Source organism: uncultured Odoribacter sp., assembly GCF_937966165.1.
GTDB lineage: Bacteria > Bacteroidota > Bacteroidia > Bacteroidales > Marinifilaceae > Culturomica.
Genome location: NZ_CALCLB010000017.1, coordinates 13,541 through 31,887 on the forward strand (window position 1 = coordinate 13,541; position 18,347 = coordinate 31,887).

Annotated in this window: 14 protein-coding genes and 1 pseudogene; 3 read left to right on the forward strand and 12 right to left on the reverse strand. The window is 41.6% G+C overall.

The window, feature by feature from the left end; genetic code table 11:
* Positions 1-182 precede the first annotated feature (182 nt).
* Both Q0465_RS08090 and Q0465_RS08095 read right to left on the reverse strand, forming a co-directional pair.
* Complete coding sequence (locus Q0465_RS08090; protein ID WP_298614891.1) at positions 183-965, reverse strand: metallophosphoesterase; 783 nt, start codon at positions 963-965, stop codon at positions 183-185.
* Between the two features lie 478 nt (positions 966-1,443).
* On the reverse strand, positions 1,444-3,555 hold the full coding sequence (locus tag Q0465_RS08095) for a M3 family metallopeptidase (RefSeq protein WP_298614894.1): 2,112 nt from the start codon (positions 3,553-3,555) through the stop codon (positions 1,444-1,446).
* A gap of 220 nt (positions 3,556-3,775) precedes the next feature.
* On the opposite strand from Q0465_RS08095, the gene Q0465_RS08100 reads away from it, so the two are divergent.
* Positions 3,776-4,726, forward strand: coding sequence for a tetratricopeptide repeat protein (locus Q0465_RS08100; protein WP_298614896.1), 951 nt, complete (start codon positions 3,776-3,778; stop codon positions 4,724-4,726).
* Positions 4,727-4,819: 93 nt separating this feature from the next.
* Here the strand turns inward: Q0465_RS08100 and Q0465_RS08105 are convergent, their stop codons facing one another.
* Together Q0465_RS08105 and Q0465_RS08110 are read right to left on the reverse strand one after the other, a co-directional pair.
* Positions 4,820-5,221 (reverse strand): DUF2721 domain-containing protein, encoded by a 402-nt coding sequence (locus Q0465_RS08105; protein ID WP_298614898.1) that lies wholly within the window; start codon positions 5,219-5,221, stop codon positions 4,820-4,822.
* Between the two features lie 303 nt (positions 5,222-5,524).
* The gene (locus Q0465_RS08110) at positions 5,525-7,528 is read right to left on the reverse strand and encodes a hypothetical protein (RefSeq protein ID WP_298614901.1); all 2,004 of its coding nucleotides are present in this window, start codon (positions 7,526-7,528) and stop codon (positions 5,525-5,527) included.
* Positions 7,529-8,219: 691 nt separating this feature from the next.
* Here Q0465_RS08110 and Q0465_RS08115 point away from each other — a divergent pair.
* The gene (locus Q0465_RS08115) at positions 8,220-9,116 is read left to right on the forward strand and encodes a phosphatidylglycerol lysyltransferase domain-containing protein (RefSeq protein ID WP_298614903.1); all 897 of its coding nucleotides are present in this window, start codon (positions 8,220-8,222) and stop codon (positions 9,114-9,116) included.
* Between the two features lie 95 nt (positions 9,117-9,211).
* Here the strand turns inward: Q0465_RS08115 and Q0465_RS08120 are convergent, their stop codons facing one another.
* Positions 9,212-9,490 carry a GNAT family N-acetyltransferase gene (locus Q0465_RS08120; protein WP_298614906.1) on the reverse strand — a complete coding sequence of 93 codons (279 nt, stop codon included), beginning with the start codon at positions 9,488-9,490 and terminating at the stop codon, positions 9,212-9,214.
* A 770-nt stretch (positions 9,491-10,260) separates the two neighbouring features.
* A complete protein-coding gene (locus tag Q0465_RS08125; protein ID WP_298614908.1) occupies positions 10,261-10,971 on the reverse strand; it encodes a hypothetical protein in 711 nt (236 codons plus the stop codon).
* 458 nt (positions 10,972-11,429) lie between these two features.
* On the opposite strand from Q0465_RS08125, the gene Q0465_RS08130 reads away from it, so the two are divergent.
* Positions 11,430-12,620 carry an MFS transporter gene (locus tag Q0465_RS08130; protein WP_298614910.1) on the forward strand — a complete coding sequence of 397 codons (1,191 nt, stop codon included), beginning with the start codon at positions 11,430-11,432 and terminating at the stop codon, positions 12,618-12,620.
* A gap of 118 nt (positions 12,621-12,738) precedes the next feature.
* Here the strand turns inward: Q0465_RS08130 and Q0465_RS08135 are convergent, their stop codons facing one another.
* The 6 genes and pseudogenes from Q0465_RS08135 to Q0465_RS08160 all read right to left on the reverse strand — a co-directional run bounded on the left by Q0465_RS08135 (position 12,739) and on the right by Q0465_RS08160 (position 18,088).
* Positions 12,739-13,452, reverse strand: coding sequence for a hypothetical protein (locus Q0465_RS08135; protein ID WP_298614911.1), 714 nt, complete (start codon positions 13,450-13,452; stop codon positions 12,739-12,741).
* A gap of 242 nt (positions 13,453-13,694) precedes the next feature.
* Complete coding sequence (locus Q0465_RS08140) at positions 13,695-14,147, reverse strand: GNAT family N-acetyltransferase (protein ID WP_298614913.1); 453 nt, start codon at positions 14,145-14,147, stop codon at positions 13,695-13,697.
* Between the two features lie 34 nt (positions 14,148-14,181).
* Positions 14,182-14,589, reverse strand: coding sequence for a VOC family protein (locus Q0465_RS08145; protein ID WP_298615441.1), 408 nt, complete (start codon positions 14,587-14,589; stop codon positions 14,182-14,184).
* Positions 14,587-15,183: pseudogene (locus Q0465_RS08150) on the reverse strand (DJ-1/PfpI family protein); the annotation flags it as partial. The pseudogene Q0465_RS08150 and the gene Q0465_RS08145, both read right to left, overlap by 3 nt.
* Before the next feature lie 29 nt (positions 15,184-15,212).
* Positions 15,213-15,635, reverse strand: a complete 423-nt coding sequence (locus tag Q0465_RS08155; protein ID WP_298614915.1) for a pyridoxamine 5'-phosphate oxidase family protein — start codon at positions 15,633-15,635, stop codon at positions 15,213-15,215.
* A 317-nt stretch (positions 15,636-15,952) separates the two neighbouring features.
* Positions 15,953-18,088, reverse strand: a complete 2,136-nt coding sequence (locus Q0465_RS08160) for a glycoside hydrolase family 97 protein (protein ID WP_298614917.1) — start codon at positions 18,086-18,088, stop codon at positions 15,953-15,955.
* Between the last annotated feature and the right edge of the window lie 259 nt (positions 18,089-18,347).

Here is an 18,347-nt window from a genome sequence, read left to right on the forward strand (position 1 = left end):
TCCTGAATATCCCTAAGGGAAAGTGGAAATCTTACTTTTATAAATATCATTTAGATTTCTCTATTTCAGTGGAATAGTATACGATCTCGATCTCCCGTATCCAGTTAAAACAATCTCCCTTTCCTTTATATCCACAATATCAAAGGCATTTTCATTCTCGGTTTCAATCATACCTTCTATCGTTACACACGGTATATTCTTATAATAAGCAAAAGCACCCGCATGATGATGACCGCTAATAACACATTTACACAAGAAAAAGCAACAATAGTATTCAGTATTTCCTGATCATTCAAGGCTGTAAATTCCGTAGCCGGATAAACCGGATTATGTGAAAAGATCAGCACATTTTCACCTCTCTCCTGTGCTGCCTGCAACAAATTTTTCAGCCATTTTAATTGGCGGCTACTGATTCCTCCGTTCCAATTCTGATCATTATTTCTTTTAGCCGATTGGATACGATCCAGCATAGCCGACAGTTCGGGTTCTTTCCAACTTCCTTTAATATTGGCATAAGAAGCAACTTCATTGGTATTAAGCACAATGAAAAGCCAGTTCTCTTTCTTAAAAGAATAATACTCTGCCGGCATTTCTAATTTCCTGAATAAATCTTCATTATTTGTAAACCCTTTGTAATCATGATTTCCTGTCGTATTATAAACCGGAGCATCCAATTTTTTCAGTAGTTTTACCACCGGGTCCATATCAGCAGGCTTTCTGTCAACGATGTCTCCTAAATTGATCGTAAACTGGACTTTTTGTTTATTCAGTTCTTCTACGCAAGCCGTCAGTTTCTTCAATGAGTTTCTATAATAACGATTTCCATGCGTATCACAATCTCCATACTGTATATCTGCAATAAGACCAAAATGGATCAGAGAAGATGTACTTTGACCAAAGATATTCGATGTACTAAAGCAGGTAAACTGAATAAAAAACACAATCAGGTATCCGGGATTTTTCATATAACAATTCGTTTATATTCTCCAATACAGACAAACGCATTATTTTTTCAGATAAAAGGGAAATGCATTATTTATTATATCAATTCTATTCTGATATTTTATCTCCTTTATTATTTTTCCGGTATCGGTAGAAAATAATATTGTCTTGAAATAATAATGAATTCAATAAAAAGGTCTTATAGTATATTTGTCTTTCGATTTCTCTATAGTTCACGTTCAAACTACTCCGGAGAAATTTTAAATTATAGCTCTCCGTCTCCTGGTCTTTCGTATATAATTCCGATCGGAATCGAATTTTATCCTTACTCTATTCCTCTTATAATACGATAACCCGGCCTGTATTTTACAATCAATTTTCCTCTCTTAAATTTCTATATTTCAGATTTAATTACTTTTTCATCCAACTTTATCCGGTCTTCTCCATCCGGATTTTCCTCCGGAAGACACTTATTTCAAAAACTTAACCATTTTTCTTTCACTATTTCAAACCCCTGTTCCTCAATAAGGCTTCTACTCCAGGCTCTGTTCCCCGGAAATTGGTATACATAACCATTGCATCTTCGATACCGCCCGGAGCAAGTACATATTGCCGGAACTTAGCTGCCAATCCGGAATCAAAAAGATTTCCCGTTTCCACAAAAGCCTGATAAGCATCAGCGTCCAGGACTTCAGCCCACATATAACTATAATATCCGGCTGTATATCCCCCGCCCATCGTATGATTAAAATAAGTTGTACGGTAGCGGGGAGGGATCTGACTTAATGCCCCCAACCTTTTTAATACCTTCTCTTCAAAGCGGGGAATGTCAAAATCCGCCGGAACCTCTTTCAATACATGATAAGCCATATCCAGCACAGAAGCCTGTATACGTTCAACTGTTGCAAAGCCTTGTCCGTATTTTCCACTCTCCTGAAGTTTTTCCATCAATTCTTTCGGCATCAGCTCTCCCGTCTGATAATGGGTGGCATAGACACCTAAAACCTCTGGTTCAAAAGCCCAATGTTCCATCAGCTGAGACGGTAATTCCACAAAATCGCGGGGAACACCGGAAATCCCATAATAATGGACATCCTTAAATAAATTATGCAAGGCATGTCCGAATTCATGAAACATTGTAGAAGCTTCATCCGGACTCAATAATGCCGGTTTATCCTTGGAAGGTCTGGTAAAATTGCAAACAATGGTTACCACCGGCGCCACGCGGACGGAATCCTTATAAATCTGAGAACGATAAGTGCTGCACCAGGCCCCTCCCCTTTTGCCGGCACGCGGGAAATAATCCATATACAATATCCCCAGGTGGGCACCGTTTTCATCTTTACATTCAAAAGCTCTAGCTTCTTCGTGAGGCTTCGGAATATCCTCCAATTCGGTAAAAGAGATCCCGTAGAGCTGATTCGCCACATAAAACATACCTTTACGTACATTTTCCAGCTGAAGGTAGGGACGAAGTTGATTTTCATCTATATCAAATTTAGCTTTCATTACTTTCTCATTATAATACCGCCAATCCCAACTTTTCAATTCTTCCTGAATACCCTCTTCTTCCATCGCTGCCTGTAAATCAACCGCTTCTTCTTTGGCCTTTCGCAAGGCCGGTTCCCAGATCTGCTCCAACAATCGGTAAACATTCGTTTCATTTTTAGCCATACGATCTTCTAAAACGAAAGCAGCATAATTATCATATCCCATTAACCGAGCCTTCTCTAAACGTGAAGTAACTAATTTTTTCACAACCTCTTTATTATCAGCTTCATTCCCGTTATTTCCCCGGTTTAAGTATGCTTTTAATATTTTCTCCCTTAACTCCCTGGATCCGGAAAATTGCAAAAAAGGCATAATACTGGGATTATGAAGCGTAAATACCCATTTCCCTTCCATCCCCTTGCTTTTCGCTACTTCAGCGGCAGCCGTAATCAAAGATTCCGGTAAACCGGCAAGATCCTCCTGATTTTCAAGAATTAACCGATATGCATTGGTTTCTTTCAGCATATTTTGCCCGAAAGTAAGTTGTAATAAAGCGATTTCCCTATTCAAACTCCGCAACTTTTCCTGTTTTTCCGGACTAAGGTTAACTCCCCCGCGAATAAATTCCTGATAAGTCTTTCTCAACAAAGCCGCTTGCTCTTTATTCAAATCAAATTCTTTTTGCCGCTCGTACACTCCTTTTACTCTTGCAAATAAACGCGCATTCAATTTAATATCGTCCCGGTGTGCAGACAATAAAGGAGACAGTTCTTTATTTAAAGCCTGCATCTCCTCAGTAGTATTGGCACTATTCAATCCTCCGAATACGGCACTTACCTTCCTCAACAACCCGCCACTCCGGTCCAATGCTACAATTGTATTTTCAAAATCGGGTAGGGAGCGTTGATTCAAAATTGCTTCAATCTCCTGTTTTTGTTCTTCCATTCCTTTCAAAAAGGCCGGTTTGTAATGCTCCACCTTCATCTTATCAAAAGGAGGAACCCCAAAAGGGGTAGTATATTCTGAGAAAAAAGGATTATCCGGAATTGTCACCTTTCCTCCGGAACGATTACAGGCACTTACTAAAACAAGAAATCCTGTTATAAAAAATATTACTTTCATATATTTTAAATTAATAAGAATTCATCGGGCTAAAGGTAATAAAACCGTCGGCCCTTTATTACATTCATTTGTTTTTTTAAACAGCTTTTTGTTATTTTGTTTTCCCAAAGAGACGAAACTTTTATGGGATTTACCGGCAGGGGGAATAAGTCGGTTTCTGTAATAACAGATAACGGATTGTCATGATTAATTATTTACAGACATTAATATAAAAAGTAATATGGGTATTTTCAAATCTCTTTTCGGTCATACAACAGAAGAGGCAGAAGACAGCAAAGACAAAGAAAAACAACGGAATTTCGATATTTTTAAATACGACGGCTTAAAAGCAATAAAAATCGGTAAAACGGGCTATGCTATCCGTTGTTTTAAAGAAGCTCTGGAAATTGAAGAGGAATTTGAGACCTTGAGTTACTTGGCATCAGCCTATATACATCAAAATGATATTCCGGAAGCCATTGAAATTTACAGCCGTATGGCCGTAATCGATCCCGATTATACAGAAACATTCTTAAACCGGGCACAGTTATACCTTCAAGAAAACCAAGGAGAAGCGTCAATTGCAGACTGTGAATATATACTTTCAAAGAATGCCTCCGACTACAGAGCTTATTTTTTAATGGGAAAAGCCCAGAAAATATTGAACCAGCCGGAAAAAGCAATCGAAGCGCTCAGTAAAGCCATAGAAATAAAAAATGATATGGCAGATCTGTTCTTATTGCGTTCAGGACTTTTAGCCGGGCAAAAACAATATGATCAAGCCCTGGAAGATATCAACACAGCAATTACCCTTGCTCCCGAAGAGGAAAATGCCTACATACAAAGAGGAGCAATTTTTGAAGCTACCGGTAATACAAAAGCGGCCCTGCAGGATTATACTACTGTTGTAGAATTAAATCCTTTTCATGAACAGGCTTATTTAGAAACAGGACGTATCCTCTTAGCACAAAATTTAACAGACGAAGCGATTCGCCATTTTGACGAAGCCATAGAAAATAAACCTGACTTCGGACGGGCTTATATCGCCAGAGGAAAGGCAAAAGAATTGAAAGGCGATAAGACCGGAGCTTTAGAAGATTTAAAAACCGGAGCAGAATTGACAGAAGAAAGCGACGAAACTATAAAGCAGCCCGTTGATTTTAATGATCTTTATGCAAACCGTCCCTTATAAAAGAAATAAAATTTGAAAATCAAATAATGGCAGGACAGGGAATAATCCGGCAAAATAAACCGGATTTTGACATAAAAGGTACGCTCCTCCCTGCTATTTTTGTAAGGGATCCAGGCGGTCTAAATGGAATTCCAAAGCTTTAACAGAAATTAATAATTCCTTAATAGATAAGCCTAAAGAGACAACTAATAAGAATAAAGCAATCCCAAAAATATAAATGGCTGTCAGTTGCCAACCCAAATAAATAAACAAAGTACAGACGACGCAAAGGAAAAGGCTACTGACACCAAATATCTGCATAGAACGGGTAATATACAATCTCTTTCGTAAATTTTCTATTTGCTTTCGGGTCACGGGAGTAGGATTTTTTTCATGTTCCGCCGTTAAATTACGGATAACCGTAGCATAAGCCAGGAAACGGTTAGTATATGCCAGCATAATTAAAGAAATTGCTGAAAATAAGATCGAAGGAGTCGTCAAATCTAATTCTTCCATTTTCCTTTTTTTCTTTCATACGTTCGATTCTGAAAAGCTGTTTTTATTTAGGGTAATTTTTACAAAAATTTACTCGTTCGTCCGAACTGAATCCGTTCTACAAAACTTTTTACAACATAAATTTTCTGTATTTCTCCAAGGGATATGTTACAAAAAACTGATTCAATCCGGTTTATACTTTGTAATTTTTTCTGTTATAAAAATAAGAAAGCTCCGGTCCTTTATAAAAAATACATTCCGACCGGAGCTTCTGTATTAGCACATCTCTTTTTCTGTCACTTCCCGTTATCCCTATTCAGCAGGCTATTCTTTCACACATCTCACTGCACGGCCAGCAGAAGTGTTACATTCGTTGTCCGGATGAATATACCAATTACCGAAACCGAAACATACCACATACGGACTATTCAGGGCAAATGGACCGCTCATCCAGTAATGCCCGTATTCATTGACATCGAAATATCCTCCCGCACTACTTATACATCCCTGTGCCGGATAAAAAGTCGTATTGGTTCCATCGTAAATCACCATATAACCGTGATTAAAGCCACCGCTCACGCTCCATTGTTCGGAAACCGGAGTAAAATGGCCGTCATACGTTACAAAAGACCAGGCAAAATTACCCGGCACACGATATCCGACAGGACAGGGATCATAAATCGTTTTGACCGTTTCCGATAACTCCTTATATACATACCCTTCAGGGTTTCCCCACAGATAAAAATTACGGTTTTCTCTTCCCGCTCCGCCCCCGTAATACCAATCCGCAGAGGTCACCTCATCTTTAGCCAGCAAAAAATGAGTGGGATGAGCCAATGTATATTCAATCGTACCGATTTCAGGAGAGGTCAAGTGTTCAGAAAACTGCTTTGTCAATACATTTCCTTTTCCATCATAAAGTACCGGTTGGATAACCTCATCGGCACTTGCCGAATTAGGGAAAGGATCTTTACGTCCCCACTGGTACAATAACCCCAGCGATCCCGCATTGCCTACTGTTTTATTAACAGCCCCCAAATTCCGATCCATAAATACGAATTTATGCCCCTCGAGATTTATATGAGTTTCCAATGCCGGTTTTTCGGATATCCAGATATGCCAACTCCAGAGAATATCTCCTGTACCATTGGTATCCGTATAAGCAGCTATAACCGCATTTCCCGGAGTGAATGTCTCCGCTGTAGTAAAAACGACTTTTCCGTTCCTCAAAGACACCCGGCTTATCATTCCCGGTTTATCCTGCCATAATAAAGCAGCTGACTTAGGTATTATAGAAGGAGTAGACGTGTGAAATTTTCCGTCAGGCATAATTCCTGCCTCCCCGTTACCTATAACGGTAGCAGCAAAAGCATAATTTCCCGCCTCATTTATCAAATAACTATTGGCATATACCCGTTCAGCAGAAACGATTCCGTAAAAGGCCGGATCATTAAGGTCGGTGTATTCCGAATCATCGGCAATAGTAGTGGAATATTCTCCTTCAGCCGGTTCTCCGGTAACCAAGGTAAACTGATTTATATCCAGGGTTACCGGTACAATCTTTCCAGATGGAAGGGCATCTGCCGGTTTATGACAAAATGTAAATATTCCATTTGTCGTAGTTACGATATATTTTATTCCTTCTACCCCTGCCAATTCACAGGGAAGTGTAAGTGCATAAGCCGTCACCCCCGGATCGGCCGCCGGTTCGGAAGTCAGACAAACCTTTACCCTGTCCGAGCCGTCAGTCATCTGGGAAATAAATATCATATCGGCCAATGAGAGCGGAAACGTACCCGACAAAAACTTGCCTGGCACAACGACCTCCACTGAACTTATATTTTCCGTCGCATAGTCAGGTCCCAAAACAATATCCAGCTTTAAAGCACATAAAAAACTAGTCATAGAAATATCCGCTTTATCGGACACAACACGGGTAGACCCCAAACGGATATCATATGCATTCAGATCCGCTTCAGAAGCATAATTTTGTTCGCGCTGCAAAGTAAGAGTACCTTGATCACCTGTTACTTTCGGATAAACAGCAACAACATCCTGTCCCGTTACAGCTGACAATTCTCCGTCAAAAACACCGACCGAAGTACCTGCACCGGAAGCAAGCACAAACTGGCCGGCAACCATTTCATTATTAAAAAGAGTAATCACATCTCCGCTATTCCAAGAAACAGGTAATACCATATTATCCTTGGTAAAGGGTTGAATGGTAGCAGTAACCTGATCCGTAATTGTTACACCGACTTTTTCGTCATCATCTGAACAGGCTGTAATAAATACAACAAGCAATACAAAGTTTACAAGTTTTTTCATCGTTTTTCAGTTAACAGGTTAATATATAATTTATAGTGCGTTACGCTCATATACTGAATATCAGAAAAAACAAAAACCCCTGTCTCCGAATAATTCAAACCGTTAAACGTACGATAACAAGTCAACAATTCACTTTATCTAATCTGACTGACTACCGGAAATATACATCACACACACAAAGCATAATTACAAGGTATACTTTTCGATTCAGTTTTTTCCTCCTCGTTTACATGACAGTTTATATAAAATTATGGGTGACAATAATTTTTTATAAATTACATTTTTAACATTTTTTATTAAATATAATTTAGCCTGTGAATATAAATTTTAAAATTGCCCTTATTTGTTTCAGAACAACTATCGCAATTGAACTATTACTCAATAGCAATAAAAATTACGGCTTATTATTACCTCCGGACGCCTGCTTACAATTTTAAGAGATCATACAGAAATTCGGGCACTGCCAGAAATAAATACCTGTTTCTATCTTTACAAAATCAAAGACTCCTTATCCTTTGCTACCGCCCCATTGTAAAGCTCACAGGACGACGGCCTGTTTTGAACCGATAGGTGAAACACTTTATCAAAAAAAAATAAACCGATCTGTATTTCTCTTTACTTTCAGCGCTCTCTTTCTTTCAAACTTTATCGGAAGTTTTACGTTAAAACAGATAAGTTTAAGGTATACAATATGATTACTTTTCATCCTATTCTTCCGTCCGACAAATCCCTTATCACCTCCTATACCCTTTCCGGAGAATATAGAGATAACAATTTATCTATTTGCAATCTCTGCAGCTGGCATTTTCTAAGTGAAAGCAGTTACGCTATCGTAAATCATCAGCTATTAATCCGCTTTCGCGACCGGGAAGGCAATTTCATTTATACTTTGCCTTTTGGCAAAGGAGATACAGGCACTACATTACAACTGCTTTATCAAGAGGTAAGAGCCAACAGTCAACCATTTTTATTTTTCGGGCCCAATCCCTATTTACGGGAGCAATTGGAAAAATATTTTCAAGGCACATTCGAATACACCTGTCCGAGAGATCATTTCGACTATCTCTATTTACGGGAAGCACTGTCTGATTTAAAGGGAAAAGACTATCAACCCAAACGAAATCATGCCAATCGTTTCCGTAAAAAGTATATCTATACTTATACTCCCCTTTCCCCCGAAATTCTTCCTCACTGTCTGGAACTGGCCCGGAAATGGTGCGAAAAACATAACTGTGAAGAAGACAGAAATTTACAATCGGAACAACAAGCCATGCAGTTTGCCATGGAACATTTTGTAACCTTAGGGCTTTCAGGGGGAGCTCTATGGATAAATCAGGAGATCGTGGCATTTACGTATGGTGCTCCCATCAATTACGATACATTTTGTGTACACATTGAAAAAGCAGATACGAATTTCGATGGGGCTTATACGGTTATCAATCAGGAATTTGCTTCTCATATACCGCCTTCTTTTCTATATATTAACCGGGAAGAAGATCTGGGCATTCACGGATTGAGAAAAGCCAAACTTTCCTATTCCCCTGTACTCCTGTTAGAAAAATGCAGGGCATTTCTTTTAGAGATATAAAACTCAGAAACATTTCTGCTCAAAGCGAATCCGGGTATTTGCTCTCCCGGTACCGCAATTTCATACCTACGACAAATTCAATTCCTTAAAATATACTAAGGAACCAGCAAATCCTCGTATTCTTTATGCCGGATCAGATATGTCTCTGCAAAAGCACAAGAAGGAACGACATTCAAATGGTTTTCCCTTGCATAATCCAAAGCCTGTTTCACCAAAGCGGAACCAATTCCTTTCCCTTCCAACTCAGCCGGGACAATTGTATGAAGAATATCCATTATCCCTTCAGCAATCATATATTCTAAAAAAGCAGTTTGTCCGTTGCATTCTACCTCAAAACGACTCTCTTTCTGGCTATGTCCGACATTGTACTTCATAATTGAGTTTTTTACTGTTTATCGTATTTTCTGATAAAATGGTAGCGAAATATAATGAATATATGTAAAAAACAAAAGAAACCCTTATTATTTTAGTATTCGAAAGAAAAAATTGATACTATTTTATAGTCACCCATAAATCTGAACTATGCAACCACAACAAATATCTCATACGTTCTTTTCTCTGTTAGCCGTTTACAACTCTGCCTTATTCCTGCATTTCCGGGTTTAGTAAGAAGATTCGTATTCATCTTCTGCAAAAGAGGATGAACCGGTAAAACATATTTAAGCCCGGGGATATGTTGCCCTTCTTCCATTTTCTGCAATAAACTTCCTCTATTTCATTTTATTGCTCTGTTTCTAGAAATTCCTATCTTTGTCACTCCGGTAATTTCAATGCTATGAAAAAGAGATTTTTGAAATGATGGTTTCGCTGCCTCTCGATTATTTTTCTTACAGGCTTTTTTATCGTTACATTCTGCCATACGATTATTAAAACAAGCACAAATAATGCAATTTATAACGATCCCGCTCTTATCCCCTACTGTGAAGCTGGCTTATTGCTGAGTACATCTCCCCGTTTGAGATGTAAAAATAACAACAGGTATCCGCACTCAAACCCGCGAATATCTGGCCCGGGTAAAAGTATTCCTTGACTTAGGGACGAATAAAGCCCCCCGGTATCCCGGCGTTCCCATCACAATTCGGTAAATGGAGAAGCAGGGCAATGATGAAATATCTCCACATTCTCCATTCTATCATTGCTCCATTTAATACATCTTTTCCAAAAACTCAATCTGTTCACTTAATTTTTTTTCCAAACGGTCCATCTCTGACCAATCAATAAACCCCGGAACACTGATTACAAAACTGAGAAAAGTGGGCTGTGTCATCAGGAAAGCAACATTCTCAGAATAATCGTAATTTAGAAATTCGATCACTTCTTCCTTCGACCGACTTGAAAAATAAATAGCTTCATACAAGACCTTCGATTTCAGCTCATAGTAGTTTTGGATATCAGTCTGCAAACTCGCCAGACTGTAGTAGGTCTGCAAAATATCCTGCAGCATCTGCTTATCGGCAATATACTGCATCTGCGAAGACCCTTTCAGCACTTCCAAAGCATCCTGCTTATACTTAAATTCCGACATATTGGAAAAAAAACTCATGTAAGCCTTCAGGGTATCTATCGGAACAGAGGCAGGATCCAAATTATTATCCAACAGCAATGAAGCCATATGCACATCCTTTGCCGTCAATTTCTCTATACCCCGCACGGCATCCAGATTATGCCGCATTTCCGATATCATCAGGCGCATGGTCGTACGCACCTGCTTTTGAAGGGTATGCTCCGTAATCAATGAACTTCCCCAGAAAGTAACGATCACGCCTCCGGCTACTATACTGAACTGCCGCAGGTAATCCCCCAAGCGACATCCCCTGATAAACGTGCAGACACGTTCCCTGTCGAATATTTTCATATCGGTATACTAAACGAAAAAACAAACTGTTCCTTGCAACATATTTTATTGGTAAAGTTACTTTTTTTTCTGATTTTTTCTATTTTTTTCCCCCGGAAATAGTCGTAGATTCTGTTGTCAGATAATTAGCCCGGTGTTTTCTCTTCATGCCTTTCGGTTTTTTATTACCTGCTGCTCCTCTAATAACATCCTCCTTTTTAATCCATAAAACAAGGACATGATCTTATGAGTAATCGGTTATTTCAACAGAAATAGCTGAACTGCCCGCTTCTCCACCTCTACAAAGCACATACTACCACAACAATCCCTGCAACTGTCATAAAACCTGCCTTTTTTCATGAATAATTGACAGTATTATATCAAACGGGGGATGTTCCGGTTATCTATATTTTAACCTCAAAATTTATATTGGAATTTCCGATAATACCATGTATTTTTGTACAATCTTTTCTGATAAAATGAATACAACCACTATTTCAAATCTACCGGAAAGCCGAAAAGACACCCTCATTTCAATCTGTGTCTTTTTGTCCGGTTTCTCCTGTTTTGCCCAATTATACTACTTTCAACCTCTATTACCCGACCTAGCCCGGGAATTTTTGTTGAGTGCCAGCCATAGTAGCCTTGCCGTCTCTTTCTCCACCTTAGGGATGGTATTTGGACTAATAACCACAATGTTTATCGCCGACCGGATTCCCCGGAAAAAACTGATCAGTATGGGCCTGTTAACCTCTTCCGTCTTTTCGGTAGCTGCCTCTTTCTCTCCGGTTTTCTGGTTATTAATTCTGCTAAGTGCAGCCAAAGGTTTCTTATTGTCCGGAGCAACGTCGGTATCTATGGCTTATATTGCCGAAGAAGTGTCCGAAAAGAACAAAGCCCGTATCATGGCCCTTTACATTGCAGGAAACGCATTGGGAGGTATGAGCGGACGTTTTATTACCTCCTGGATCGGAGCTGTCTGGTCATGGCGCATCGCTTCGGTCAGTATCGGTCTGATCTGTGCACTCTTTGCTTTACTGTTCCTCCTGTTCAGTCCCCGCTCCACTCATTTTTTCCCCAGAAAAGAAAGCCTTCATTCCCTCATTATCGTCAATGCCCGGTTGATTACGTCCAAAGCATTAGTTCCTTTTTACCTCACCGGAGGATTAATCTTAGGCGTATTTGTCAGCCTTTATAATTACATGGGTTTCTATCTGCTCAAACCTCCGTTCAATTTTCCGGAATATAGCATTCACTATATTTATCTGATGTATACTTTCGGTATGTTTGGTTCCGTGGCCACTGTCCGGTTAACCCGCCATCGGTTACCTGTACCTGTATTAAAAAGCATTCTCCTTCTTTCTGCTGCCAGCATCCTTTTCTTATACATACCCGGTTTTCTCACTGTAGGCTTAGGATTAGCGATCTTTACCTTTAACTTCTTTGTCATTCATGTCCTCTGCAACCGCATTGTCAGTGAATACAACTTAGCCAAACGTTCCGTAACGATCTCCATTTATTTACTTACGTATTATTTAGGTTCCAGCCTCTTGGGATGGGCTACCGGACTGTTGTTAGATGCTTTCGGCTGGCCTTATTTTCTCGCCGGACTGATTCTTCTGCTACTTCTCAATTATGCAATAATAGCCCGCAGAAACCAGGAACTTTAGGGAAATTCAGGAAAGATAAAATTTGCACAAAAAATTAAACAGTATTATCGTTTACAACAGGGGATATAACAACCGCAATACCGGTTGAATATAACACTCAAAAACTTTCCCCTGCTGTTTATTCAAGCCCATATTTCTCCGTCAACATTCCTATCGTCTTCTCCACGATCTTTATCCGTTCGTCAAAAGGGCCTTTCCCGAAATTATTCGCCGAAAAATTGCAGATCAGTCTTCCCTCCCGTGTCGCCAGCAAGTCGCGCCAGAATTCACGGACAGACAAGCGCAAACCTGCTTCATAAATATCGAAGTCTCCCTCAAGCATCAGGCGGTTCGTATAGCTGTCCTTCGTTTCGTAATAGATCCCTACGGTCTGTGACGAACTTTCCAGCGCATTGTAGGCTTCTATCACCTGCAGGCACACCGTCCGCGGTTTAATCTTCTGGAAAAGCGCCGATGTCTTCAACAGGTCCAGGGCATCTTTTGTATAGATGAACCCTCTCGTCTGGAAAGGAATCCACTGGTATTTTCTCAGCGTATCCTCCGAGGCCTTCTCTAGATTGTCCCGATACTCCAGTATATAAGTACTGACCCGCTGTTCCAGCTCCACCCGCCCGGAAATCCTCCGGAGGGCCTCCAGATCGCTCTCCAGCTCATTTTTCACTAATTGCAGCGTACTCCGGATTTCCCGCGACTGCGTATACTCCGTCAGTGCATCACTGCCCGCAAAAGTGACAATAATACCCAGAATCACCACCGACAACTGCCTGAAATAATCCCCTAATTTCCAGGAACCGATTACTTTCTTTAACCGCCATGTTTTATGTGCTTTCATAACTTTTTTATATGACATCAGCAAAGATATATAATTCCCCGAAAAAAAGTATCTACTTCTTAACATGGATTTCCGGCCTCCTTCATCCGGTCATTTCAGCAAACGCAGACTTCTTGTATCCGGTCTGTATGTTCCTGTCCCCTACCCGGTATCGCCTGCTAAATTGACAGAAGGAGAAGGCTTTATTTTCGATACCTCACTTTTTAGCCGGTACTCCGAACGGGAAAGTCCGGCAAAGGGTTTCACAGTACTTTTTCCAATACCAGTTGATGCCGGCATTGGATTCCGTTTTCCCAGATCGGTTCCGGATAATTCCGGACAAAATAATCCCGGTTCAAGGCTTTCAGGTCAAACCCTTCCTGCTGATATAACATCAACGGTCCCGGTGCCGAAGTACCGGTACACACTCTGAGGCAAGTGATATGATGACCGGCAGCCCATTCATCCGAAACAAAACGAAGTAACCGGCGGGCAATCCCTTTCCGTTGGTAAGATTCGTCAACCGCCAGATTCATGACTTCCGCCCTTCCTTCGGTTTGTTTCTGTACCACGATCACCCCTACCGGCTTGTCCCCTTTCAGGGCAACATAACAATCCGATGTCTTCAGATAAGTGTCAACCCCTTGACGGTTGGGGTCGGCCAACAACAACAAATCATAAGGATAATCGGTCGTATATTCTATCTCTACTTCCATAGCAGGTAACAAAGGATGTCAAACATTAAATGAATCATTTCACAAACGAGCTCAGTTCGATGAGATTCCCGTCGGGATCTGCCATATAACAGGTACGCTGTCCCCAGGGTTCGGTCGTAGGCGGAAAAACAGGCGTAGCTCCGGCTCCAACCGCACGGGCATATTCGGCATCGACGGCAGCATAAGACGGCACATCGAAAGAGATTTCCAGGGTCCCGTTCAAACCATCGGGATAGCTGTACCGGCGCGAAGTCATTGCTTCGAAAGCCTCCCGGGGATACAGGATCAGCCGCATATCGCCGAGACGCATCTCCACATCCGAATCTACTCCGTTCCAGTCGGTTTCAAATCCCCATACTTCCCGGTAGAAGGTCACCATTTTCGTCAGGTCTTTGGTAAACAATCCAACGGTATTGAAACTGATCTTCGGAGGACAGCACATTTTCACAAAACCTTCCTTCTGAAAACGGTAAAACAACTCGATATGCTCAGGAGCATCACTTTCCAGAAGGAGCAGCAATTCTTTGGCAAATTCCAGATATCCGCTTCCGTTGGCGGTAACCACACGACCATCTCTTACAGCCTGCCGGTTGACATACCCCGACGCGTTCGTGTAATTTTCACCTCCCCACAGTTTCAATTGTTCCAGTCCGTTCCCGGTATGTTTCACCTGATTCAGGAAACCATGCCGGGCCAGAAAAGATGCCCCGTTACAAATAGCACCTACCACAATACCTTTTTCCAGGGCACGTTTAACGATAGGGACTACCCGCTCCGCCTCTTCCGACTGCCACTGGTAACCGCCGATCAGGATCAGCGCCGCATATTCTTCGGGCATGGACTCAAACGAATAATCAGGCAGCGTACGGAATCCGCTGCATGAACGAACCTCGTCCAAGGTGGGTGCCAAAACTTTATTGATGTATTTGGGATGTTCCTTGATCGACCGTTCGTCACAACTGATTGCCCCACCTAAAAAAGCCGGTTCATGATCGGCATACTCATTCAAGAGCAGGTATAAAATTTCATTCTTCATAAATTATTCTGTATTAATCTCATTCAAATTCATTCAACCGTAAATTCTTCCGAATGGTAATTGCTGTAGTACCGGCCTGAACTAGCGGTAAACCGCAGCACGCAGTAATCCGGATCGGTCACTCCCTCCGGATAATATTCGGTATCTCCCTCCCGCCAGATCATTTCTTTAGAAGCCGGATCGTGTAACACTTCCATCGTTCCCCGCAACAGAACACCCCGGAAGAAACGATTATCACAAAAATAAACGCAGGCCTGCTTATTCTTCCCATACTGGGCTACACGCATTGAAGAAGTATTGGTGGTAAAATAAAACGTTTTTATCCCTTCCCGTTTGCGGGGCTGCAACATCGCTTTTATATTCGGGAACCCTTGTTCGTCCACCGAACCGATAAATGCCGTTTTCTGTTTGTCGGCTATATTCCCGACCGTCTGTTCCGGATTTCTTATCATAATCGTTTATCTGGTAAATTTATAGTCAGCTTTATTTCCCTTCTTTCGAAGACCAGTCCCTTGTCCCACCTTCGTTTCCGGCCGCTCATCCGGCTAAAGTACAAAATTTATAGCTCTGACATAGTATAAACACGGCTATATCTGCATCAGTCTGTTTTGTCCCGTATGGCAGAAGCGGTTACAGGCAGCTGCTGATTCATATAAGCCTGCCATCGGGAAGGGCCGACTGCATCCCTGTAGTACAAAAAACTGAATTAAAAAAGGCTGCTCCGTTTCCGGAACAGTCCTGCTCAAAAGTGATTTCTAAAACCTTATTTTTATAAACGCTTCAAGCCTTTCAATTGTGACGGATCCGTCACTTCAACGATACTGATGGCATAACCGCCGCCGGGAGCAGCTTTTAAGGTCAGCTTCGATTTATCCGTAACAATCCCTTTCCGGATCGTGTAAGCCTGCGGATTGTGCTCGTAATGCGCATCCTCGGCATCGGCATATACCGTAGCGATATACTTTTTACCGGCATCCAGATAGTCGAACGTCAGATGGGAAACGTGACCGTTTTCATCCGCCGTACAGCCTACGAACCAGTTATTCATTCCCTTTGCTTTCCGGGCCACCGTGATATAATCGCCCGGTTCGGCTTCCAGATAACGGCTGTCGTCCCAGTCCACAGCTACATCCTTGATGAACTGGAAAGCATCCATATAGGGTTCATAATTTTCAATCATATCGGCAGCCATCTGCAACGGACTGTACATCGTCACATACAATGCCAGTTGCCGGGCCAGCGTAGAATGTACAAAAGAATGATTATCCGGATTGGCCTTGCTTACTTTCATTTCAAAAATACCCGGTGTATAATCCATCGGTCCTCCCATCAGACGGGTAAACGGCAATATAGTCGTATGGTCGGGATTGCTGCCGCCGAACGATTCGTATTCCGTTCCCCGGGCCGATTCATTACCGATCAGGTTCGGATAGGTACGGCACAGACCCGTCGGACGTACCGCTTCGTGGGCATTCACCATAATCTTGTAATCAGCCGCTTTTTTCACGGCATACAGATAGTGATTTACCAGCCACTGTCCGTAATGGTATTCACCCCGCGGGATAATATTACCGACATAACCGCTTTTCACTGCATTGTAACCGTGGTCCACCATAAACTGATAAGCCGTATCCAAATGCCGTTCATAATTCCGCACAGAAGCCGACGTTTCATGGTGCATCATCAGTTTCACCCCTTTGGAAGCTGCATATTCGGTCAATCCTTTCACATCGAAATCCGGATAAGGCGTAACGAAATCAAACACATAATCCTTCGTCTTCCCGAACCAGTCTTCCCAGCCTACATTCCAGCCTTCCACCAATACCTGGTCGAAGCCATGTTTGGCCGCAAAGTCGATGTATTTCTTCACATGCTCCGTATTGGCGGCGTGTTTGCCGTTCGGCTGGGTCTTCGTATAATCCGTTTCACCCAGTTTCACAGCCGGCAGGTCGGTATAGGCCCAGCTGCTTTTACCCGTAATCATCTCCCACCATACGCCAATGTATTTCACCGGTTTGATCCAACTTACGTCCTCATAAGCACAGGGTTCGTTCAAATTAAGGATCAGTTTGGATGCCAATATCTCACGGGCATCATCGCTTACCATTACCGTCCGCCAGGGTGTCTGGCAAGGGGCCTGCATATAACCTTTATCTCCAATGGCATCCGGCGTCAACCACGACTCAAACACCATATTTTCATCATCTAAATTCAAATGCATACAAGCATAATCCACCAAAGCCGCTTCATGAATATTGATATATAAGCCGTCTTCACTCTTCATCATCAGAGACGTCTGAACCCCCGTCGGAGAAAACGGCGTCTGAGAAGAATTAGGAGTAATAGCAGCTTTCATTTTACCCCGGATTTCCGACAACTTAGAAGTTACAGTACTGTATTCCTGCGTATCATAATCACCCGGGATCCAAAAAGCTTTATGATCTCCGGCCATAGCAAACTGAGTGCGTTCCTCCCTGATTACAAAATAATTCAGATCCGGCTGCTGCGGAAATTCATAGCGGAAACCGACCCCGTCATCATATAAACGGAAACGGATGACCATTATCCGTCCCGTTTCTGCCTGATTTAAGGTCAAAGCCAATTCATTGTAATGGTTCCGGATATCCCGGACTTCCCCCCATACCGGTTGCCAGGTTTCGTCGAAAGTTGAAGTCTGTACACCAGCCATAACAAACCCATTCATCAAATCTTTATCGCCCTTCAATTCCAATCCTAAACGGCTTTCTTTTATTACCGGGCGACTTTTATATTCTAAGCTGTATACAGGACGTCCCTCTTTTACATCCGCATGCAATACCAGATTTCCATCCGGAGATTTCAGTTCTGCTGCTTTCAGTCCCACAGCCGTTAAGACACATATAAGTAAAATTCGTAATCTTTTCATATTCAATTTATTTTTATAACGTTTGCGATTTTAAGTCAATTCCTCCCTAAATTGTCAGACAAAAATAGACAGGAAAAAAACTGCAACCTAGAGAAGAGGGGAAAAAAGGAGTAAAAAGGGGAGGAATGATTGAAATAAAACACTGAAAATAAATACTTTATCAAACAAACAGTTTGTTAAAAAAGGAGTGTAATAAAAATTTATAAATCCGGTAAACCCTGAAAATTTAAGGCAATCGGGACAAATTGGGAAAATAAAA

Bases quoted from the DNA above. Each gene is read 5' to 3' on its own strand.
- Q0465_RS08120 (WP_298614906.1), bottom strand. From the start codon at position 9,490: ATGAAGTACAATGTCGGACATAGCCAGAAAGAGAGTCGTTTTGAGGTA.
- Q0465_RS08095 (WP_298614894.1), bottom strand. From the start codon at position 3,555: ATGAAAGTAATATTTTTTATAACAGGATTTCTTGTTTTAGTAAGTGCC.
- Q0465_RS08115 (WP_298614903.1), top strand. From the start codon at position 8,220: ATGATTACTTTTCATCCTATTCTTCCGTCCGACAAATCCCTTATCACC.
- Q0465_RS08135 (WP_298614911.1), bottom strand. From the start codon at position 13,452: ATGAAAGCACATAAAACATGGCGGTTAAAGAAAGTAATCGGTTCCTGG.
- Q0465_RS08140 (WP_298614913.1), bottom strand. From the start codon at position 14,147: ATGGAAGTAGAGATAGAATATACGACCGATTATCCTTATGATTTGTTG.
- Q0465_RS08155 (WP_298614915.1), bottom strand. From the start codon at position 15,635: ATGATAAGAAATCCGGAACAGACGGTCGGGAATATAGCCGACAAACAG.
- Q0465_RS08100 (WP_298614896.1), top strand. From the start codon at position 3,776: ATGGGTATTTTCAAATCTCTTTTCGGTCATACAACAGAAGAGGCAGAA.
- Q0465_RS08125 (WP_298614908.1), bottom strand. From the start codon at position 10,971: ATGAAAATATTCGACAGGGAACGTGTCTGCACGTTTATCAGGGGATGT.
- Q0465_RS08145 (WP_298615441.1), bottom strand. From the start codon at position 14,589: ATGTGCTGTCCTCCGAAGATCAGTTTCAATACCGTTGGATTGTTTACC.
- Q0465_RS08105 (WP_298614898.1), bottom strand. From the start codon at position 5,221: ATGGAAGAATTAGATTTGACGACTCCTTCGATCTTATTTTCAGCAATT.
- Q0465_RS08090 (WP_298614891.1), bottom strand. From the start codon at position 965: ATGAAAAATCCCGGATACCTGATTGTGTTTTTTATTCAGTTTACCTGC.
- Q0465_RS08110 (WP_298614901.1), bottom strand. From the start codon at position 7,528: ATGAAAAAACTTGTAAACTTTGTATTGCTTGTTGTATTTATTACAGCC.
- Q0465_RS08160 (WP_298614917.1), bottom strand. From the start codon at position 18,088: ATGAAAAGATTACGAATTTTACTTATATGTGTCTTAACGGCTGTGGGA.
- Q0465_RS08130 (WP_298614910.1), top strand. From the start codon at position 11,430: ATGAATACAACCACTATTTCAAATCTACCGGAAAGCCGAAAAGACACC.